Source organism: Noviherbaspirillum denitrificans, from assembly GCF_002211445.1.
GTDB lineage: Bacteria > Pseudomonadota > Gammaproteobacteria > Burkholderiales > Burkholderiaceae_D > Noviherbaspirillum > Noviherbaspirillum denitrificans.
In genome coordinates this window covers 830,089-837,402 of record NZ_LSTO01000001.1, presented here as the reverse complement: position 1 = coordinate 837,402, position 7,314 = coordinate 830,089, and the positions used below count along the sequence as shown (strand labels likewise).

6 protein-coding genes are annotated in these 7,314 nt (G+C 65.7%); 4 read left to right on the top strand and 2 right to left on the bottom strand.

The genetic code is table 11. From position 1 onward, the window contains the following. Both AYR66_RS29295 and AYR66_RS04210 read right to left on the bottom strand, forming a co-directional pair. Nucleotides 1–218, bottom strand: a 218-nt coding sequence (locus AYR66_RS29295; RefSeq protein ID WP_206047048.1) for a hypothetical protein, incomplete at its 3' end; no start/stop codon positions are given. A 101-nt stretch (nucleotides 219–319) separates the two neighbouring features. Next, nucleotides 320–823, bottom strand: coding sequence for an HAD domain-containing protein (locus AYR66_RS04210; RefSeq protein ID WP_088706494.1), 504 nt, complete (start codon nucleotides 821–823; stop codon nucleotides 320–322). Nucleotides 824–995: 172 nt separating this feature from the next. Between AYR66_RS04210 and AYR66_RS04205 the strand changes: the two genes are divergently transcribed. The 4 genes from AYR66_RS04205 to AYR66_RS04190 all read left to right on the top strand — a co-directional run bounded on the left by AYR66_RS04205 (nucleotide 996) and on the right by AYR66_RS04190 (nucleotide 7,289). After that, nucleotides 996–2,873, top strand: a complete 1,878-nt coding sequence (locus tag AYR66_RS04205; protein WP_088706493.1) for a potassium transporter Kup — start codon at nucleotides 996–998, stop codon at nucleotides 2,871–2,873. Nucleotides 2,874–2,907: 34 nt separating this feature from the next. Further along, nucleotides 2,908–4,512, top strand: a complete 1,605-nt coding sequence (locus tag AYR66_RS04200) for an ATP-binding protein (protein ID WP_088706492.1) — start codon at nucleotides 2,908–2,910, stop codon at nucleotides 4,510–4,512. Next, on the top strand, nucleotides 4,509–5,198 hold the full coding sequence (locus AYR66_RS04195; RefSeq protein WP_088706491.1) for a response regulator: 690 nt from the start codon (nucleotides 4,509–4,511) through the stop codon (nucleotides 5,196–5,198). Before AYR66_RS04200 ends, AYR66_RS04195 begins: the two co-directional genes overlap by 4 nt. Nucleotides 5,199–5,387: 189 nt before the next feature. Then, nucleotides 5,388–7,289, top strand: coding sequence for a PAS domain-containing hybrid sensor histidine kinase/response regulator (locus AYR66_RS04190; protein WP_170942057.1), 1,902 nt, complete (start codon nucleotides 5,388–5,390; stop codon nucleotides 7,287–7,289). The last annotated feature ends 25 nt before the right edge of the window (nucleotides 7,290–7,314 follow it).

Below are 7,314 nucleotides of genomic sequence, written 5' to 3'. Positions count from 1 at the left end.
ACGGCTTGCATCAGCGCCCGCGCTGTCTGGATCGTATCCCTTTCCTGTTGCTGCTCGGCATTGCGGTACTCGAGCGCAAACAGCACGCATGCGCCGACGATTCCCGGCAGCAGGCAGGACGCGACGAGCCAGCTCAGGACGGTGCGAACTGTGCGCTGGCGGGAGGGCGGGTGGGCGGGTGGAGGGGCAAGGTTCCCTGCGGGCGCATCAGGCGGCAATTCACAGTTCCTTCACTGCATGTGTTGCCGTTTGACCCGGACTCAGCGCATTAAATTCCAGTCATGAAGCCGGGTTCACCGAAGGTGCCCGGATTGCTGGCTCAGCGTCGGATACGCGCGGCAAGTTCTTCCAGCTTGCCCGCGTCGAGGCCGGTTTCCGGCGCGCACAACAGCAGGTGCTCCCATCCGGGCGGAAACTCGGATGCGTCATCGTCGACCACGAGATACGGTCCCGCATGGCGTGTTTCTTCCAGGTAGGCCTGCACTTCCTGCCACCGCATCGCGCCCGGAATCAGGGGCGTGACATCGATGATGCGCGGCTGGATGTCGCGCGAAAAGTAATCCTCGCGCAAGGTGTCCGTGTCGAACACTTCACGCCACGAGGAGGTGATGACGACATCGACATGCGCATGCGCGCGCAGGAGCGCTTCGAGGGCGTCGCGGTGCTGGAAGAGGGTACGTTCGCCGTCCGCCGGATGCAGGACGCCGTCAAAGCCGAGGAACAGGAGCATGGTCGGGTGCCGGTGAGCAAAACGGACACGATAGCGGGAAAGCGCCGCGCCGGGCAAGGGCGCTGGATCAAGGCGTGCTGCATTGATTTTCATCAAAGGAATAATTCCGTTATGAATCAATGCCCTACGGATGCTTATCCCGGGTTGTCCACAGAATTGGCCACAGCAAATGTGGGCAAGTCGGGCGGTCTTTACACCATTTATATATGGACGCCGGTAAGGTCGGCACCATCGCGGTACCTTGCCGCACCATCGCAGGTTATCCATGGACCACACCCCATCCCGCTCCACCCTCGCCACGCTCAGCCTGGCGGCCATCGGCGTCGTCTACGGCGACATCGGCACCAGCCCGCTGTACACCATGAAGGAAGTGTTCTCGCCGGTCCACGGCGTGCCGCTGGACGAGGCCAACCTGCTCGGCGCGGTGTCGCTCATCGTGTGGGGGCTGACGATCATCGTGTCGCTCAAGTATGTGGCACTGATCCTGCGCGCCGACAACCGCGGCGAGGGCGGCATCATGGCGCTGATGGCGATGGCCATGGCTTCGGTGACGCGCGAGTCACGCTGGTACCGGCCGGTCATGCTGGTTGGCCTGACCGGCGCGGCGCTGTTCTACGGCGACGGCGTGATCACGCCGGCCATTTCCGTGCTCTCCGCCATCGAAGGGCTGGAAGTCGCCACGCCCGCCTTCCAGCCCTATGTCATCCCGCTTACGATCGCGGTTCTCGTCGCGCTGTACATGGTGCAGCACAAGGGCACGGCCGGCATCGGCAAGTGGTTCGGCCCCATTGTGCTGGTGTGGTTTGCCGCGCTGGCCTGCATGGGCGCGGTCAATATCGCGCGCGCGCCGCAGATCCTGGCCGCCCTCAACCCGCTGCACGCGCTGCAGTTCTTCACGCACAACGGCGGGCAGGCCTTCGTCGCGCTCGGCTCGATCTTCCTCGCCTTCACTGGCGCGGAAGCGCTCTATGCGGACATGGGGCACTTCGGCAAGCGGCCGATCCGGCTCGCCTGGTACTCGGTGGTCTTCCCCGCGCTCGCGCTCAACTACCTGGGGCAGGGCGGCCTGCTGCTGACCAACCCGGACGCGATCGCCAATCCCTTCTACTACCAGCTTGGCGCATGGAGCATCTATCCGCTGGTCGCAATGGCGACGATGGCCACCGTGATCGCCTCGCAGGCCACCATCTCCGCGACCTTCTCCATCACCCACCAGGCCATCGCGCTCGGCTTCCTGCCGCGCATGCGCATCCTGCATACCTCGGACCGCGAGATCGGGCAGATCTACATCCCGCTGGTGAACTGGCTGCAGCTGATCGTGGTGGTGCTCGCGGTAGCCGGTTTCGGTTCCTCGTCGAGCCTGGCGTCGGCCTACGGCATCGCGGTGACGATGACCATGGTGACGACCACCATCCTGACCTTCTTCGTGATCCGCTTCGGCTGGAAGTACAACCTGTTGCTGTGCGTTGCCGCCACCGGTTTCTTCCTAGTGATCGACCTCGCCTTCTTCTCGGCCAATGCACTCAAGATCGCGCACGGCGGCTGGTTCCCGCTGATGCTCGGCACCGGCATGATCACGCTGCTGCTGACCTGGCGCACCGGGCGCGAGCTGGTGTTCGGCAACCTGCGCCGGCATTACATCCCGCTGCAGGACTTCCTGAACTCGCTGTTCGTCTCGCCGCCGGTACGCGTGCCGGGCACGGCGGTCTTCTTCCGCGCCGAGGGCGACGGCGTGCCGCATGCGATGCTGCATAACCTGCTGCACAACAAGACACTGCACGAGCGGATCGTGTTCCTGACGGTGTTCAACCGCGATATCCCGACAGTCGCCGAGGCCGAGCGTGTACGGATCGAACCGCTCGGCCACGCGTGCTACCAGGTGAACGTGCATTACGGATTCAAGGACGAACGTGACATCCCGCAGGTGCTGGCGCTGTGCGCGCCGGCGGGCCTGGCCTTCGACATGATGGAGACCTCGTTCTTCATTGCGCGGCAGAATGTGGTGCCGACCGTCGGCAGCGGCATGGCGGCCTGGCGGGAACAACTGTTTGCGACCTTGTCGCGCAATGCGCGCGATGCGGCGGATTATTTCCGGGTGCCGACCAACCGCGTGATCGAATTGGGAGCGCAGGTCGAGATTTGAGACTGGCCCTTTCTGCGCTACAGTGAAGGCGGCCATGAACCCGAACACCGACAGCACGACCGATCGCCCCGGCTGGACGCAACACATGCTGACCGCGCTGGTCGGCATCGAAACACGCGCGCCATCTTTCGACCTGCCCGCCGGCGAGAAGGGAGGCGCGGCCGGTGTGGCGTGGGCCATCCTGGCTTGCGCACTGGCGACACTGGCGGCGCTAGTGCTGCGCGAGCGCCTCGCGCCGGCCAACCTCGTCATGCTCTATCTGCTGGCGGTGGTGCTGGTCACCGTCCGCTTCGGCCGCCGGCCCGGCATCGCCGCCTCCTTCCTCGCGGTGCTGGCCTTCGATGTCTTCCTCGTGCCGCCGTACTACTCGCTAACGGTGGTCCACACCGAGTACCTGTTCACCTTCGCCATCATGCTGGCGGTGTCCCTGCTCATCAGCCACCTGACCGCCAACCTGCGCCAGCAGGCATTGATCGCGCATTACCGCGAGCGGCGCGCGCAGGCGCTGTTCGAGCTTTCGAGCGAACTGTCCGGGGCATTGTCGGAGGAACAGGTCGCCGCGATCGGCACGCGCCGCCTGCAGGCCATGTTCCAGGCGCACATCCTCTTCCTCGTCGCAGGCGGCGACGGGCTGCGCATCCTGCCCGACGGACAGGCCGCGCAGGAGGCGGTCCTGCGCACCGCGCGCGCCGTGTTCGAGCAGCAGGCTGCGGGCGGGCCGGATGGACGGCTGGCGTGGGCGGGCGGTGCCGCCTACCTGCCCGCCGGAACCCGCGGCGTGCTGGTGCTGACGCCGGAAGCCGGCAGCCCTGCATTGTCCGGCGAACTGGAACGGATGCTGCAGACCTGCGCTTCGCTGATCGCGATGGCGCTCGAACGCGTGCACTATGCCGACGCCGCGCAGGCGGCCACGGTGTCGATGGAAACCGAGCGCCTGCGCAATTCGCTGCTCAGCGCAATCTCGCACGACATCCGCACGCCGCTGACGGCCATCGTGGGCTTGTCGAGCACGATGGCGGGCAACCGCACGCTGGCCGAGGAGACGCAGCGCGAGCTGGCCGAAGCCATCCAGGAAAACGCGGTCCGCATGAACAACCTCGTCACCAACCTGCTCGACATGGCGCGCCTGCACGCGGGCACGGTGCGCCTGAACCGGCAGTGGCAGATGCTGGAGGAAGTAGTCGGCAGCGCGCTGGCAATGCTGGCGCAGCCCCTGTCAGGCTGCCATGTCGACGTCGCACTGCCGCCGGGAATGCCGCTGCTGGAATTCGACGCGGTGCTGATGGAACGCGTGCTGTGCAACCTGCTCGATAACGCCGCCCGGCACACGCGGCCCGGCGGCACCATCCGCATCGCGGCATCGGCCGAGGGCGATGAGGCGCACATCAGCATCGAGGACGACGGCCCCGGCATTCCCGCCGGCATGGAAGAACGCATCTTCGCCAAGTTCGAGCGCGGCACGGATGCGGCGGCATCGCGCGGTGTCGGGCTCGGGCTGTCGATCTGCCGCACCATCGTCGAAGCGCACGGTGGCCGCATCCGCGCAGAGAACCGCGCCGGCGGCGGCGCGCGCTTCGTCTTCACGCTGCCGCTCGGTACGCCTCCCGCCGAACCCGGCGAGCAGGGAGTGTCGCCATGAACGCTCCGGTACGCATCGTCGTCATCGAGGATGAGAAGGCCATCCGCCGCTTCCTGCGCATGACGCTCGAAGCGGAAGGCATCGTCGTCGCCGAAGCCGAGACCGGCCGCGAGGGACTGGCGGAAATCGGCATGCGCCGCCCCGACCTGGTCATCCTCGACCTCGGCCTGCCCGACATGGATGGCGTGGAACTGATCCGCCAGCTGCGCGCATGGACGCCGCTGCCGGTGCTGGTGCTGTCGGCGCGCAGCGACGAGGCGCAGAAGGTCGACGCGCTCGATGCCGGCGCCGACGATTACCTGACCAAGCCCTTCGGCAGTTCGGAGCTGATGGCGCGCATCCGCGCGCAGTTGCGCCGGCGCGGCGCGGATGATGGCGAGGCGGACGCGGTATTCCGCTTCGGCACGATCGTGGTCGATTTCCCCGCGCGCACCGTCACCCGCGACGGCGCCCCCGTGCATCTCACGCCGATCGAATACAAGCTGCTCGCCGTGCTGGTGCGCAATGCCGGCAAGGTCCTGACCCACACGCAACTGCTGCGCGAAGCCTGGGGCGCGGGCAGTGCAGAACGCAGCCACTACCTGCGCATCTACATGGGCCACCTGCGGCAGAAACTGGAAACCGATCCGGCGCGCCCGGTGCACATCCTGACTGAAACCGGTGTCGGCTACCGGCTGGTGGCCTGAGCCTGCATTGATTTTCATCAATGGAATAATTCCTTTAAGGATCAATGCCATACGGATGGTTCTCCCGGGTTGTCCACAGAATTGACCACAGCAAATGTGGGCAAGTGGCAAGCTTTCCGGCCTGTCCCTGAAGCATTCCGCCAGATGCTGTAAGGTATGCGACACATTTCAATCGCATCGCCGACTACGATGATTCGAAGCAGCAATCCGGGCGCGCCCGACTTCAACGAGCTGACCCGCGCCATTGCGGAGAACTCGGTCCACGGCCTGGTCATCATGGATGAACGCGGCTATTGCCTGTACGCCAATCCACGGTGGATGGAGATGACCGGCCTGACCCGCGAAGACTTGCGGACCAGGACGGTGCACGACCTGGTGCATTACAAGCGGCCCGATGGCCGGCCCTTGCCCATCGAAGCGTGTCCGATCGGCTGCACGCCGGGCAAGAACCAGAGCCGGCGCAACCATGAAGACGTGTTCTTCCGCAAGGACGGCACACCTTTCCATGTGAGCTGCTCGGCCAGCCCGGTCAGCCGCGACGGCCAGCCGATCATGATGATCCTCGAAACGCGCGACATCACCGCCGAGAAGCAGGCAAAGCAGCGGCTCCTCGACAGTGAGGAAATGTTCCGCTCCACCTTCGAGCAGGCCGCTGTCGGCATCGCCCATGTCGACGCGAACGGCCGCTTCCTGCGCGTCAACCGGCAACTGTGCGACATGCTCGGCTACAGCCAGGACGAGATGCATGCGTTGACCTTCATGGACATCACCCATGCCGACGACCACGATGCGTCGCGCGTCATCTTCCTCCACCTGATCAACGGCGCGCGCGACATCACCATCGACAAGCGCTACATCCGGCGCGACGGCAATCTTTTCTGGGTCAAGGTCACGGTATCCGCGGTGCGCGATGCGGATGGCGGCTTCAAGTACACCGTCGCGGTAATCGAGGACATTTCCGCGCGCAAGGCGGACGAGGAAACCTTGCGCCTGGCGGCAAAGCGCAAGGACGAGTTCCTGGCCATGCTCGGCCACGAGCTGCGCAATCCGCTGTCGCCGATCATCACCGCGTCTGAGCTGCTCGACCACGCCAATGTCGATGGCGACGTGCTCAAAAGGATGTCCGCCATCATCGTCCGCCAGGCGCGGCACCTGACCGGCCTGGTGGACGACCTGCTCGACGTGTCGCGCATCACGCGCGGCGCCGTCGTCCTCGACAAGACGCCGCAGGACATCGATGCCATCGTCGCCAGCGCCGTGGAGCAGACGCAGCCGCTGATCGACGAGCGGCGGCACCGCCTGTCCCTGCGCGCGGCGCCCGAGGCGGCGCAGGTGCTCGGCGACCAGAAGCGGTTGATCCAGGTCGTCGCCAACCTGCTGAACAACGCCGCGAAATACACACCTGAACGCGGGGCGATCCAGCTGGCGACGGAGGTCAGCGACAGCAACGTCACGTTGCATGTCGTGGACAACGGCATCGGCATCAGGCCGGACCACCAGCAGCTCGTCTTCGAACTGTTCGCGCAGGCGGAACGTTCGCTCGACCGCGCGCAGGGCGGCCTGGGCCTGGGGCTGGCCCTCGTGAAAAGCCTGGTGGAAGCGCATGGCGGCACGGTGTCCTGCCACAGTGACGGCGTTGGCCGCGGCAGCCGTTTTTCAGTGGTGCTGCCGCGCCTCGCACGGAACGGCGGCGACCTGCCGGACAAGCTCGGGCGCAGCGCATGGAAACAGCAGCGCCCGCTGGACATCCTTGTGGCCGACGACAACGTGGACGTGGCCGAGACGCTGGCAATGTACCTGGAAGCGGCCGGACACCGCCCGGTTGTCGAATTCGATGCGGTGCGCGCCTTCGATGTCGCGGTCGCGAAGCGGCCGGACATTTGCATCCTCGATATCGGCATGCCCAGGCTCGACGGTTATGAAATGGCGCGCCGCATCCGCATGCACAGCGAGACGTGGCGGCCGCTGCTGGTTGCCATCACCGGCTACGGCCAGGAGCATGACCGCGCAGCGGCGCTCGCCGCGGGCTTCGACCATCACTTCGTGAAACCGGTCGACCTGGATGCGCTGGTGGCGGCGATTCGGGCTTAGAGGGTGTTATGAACTAGGAAAGGGG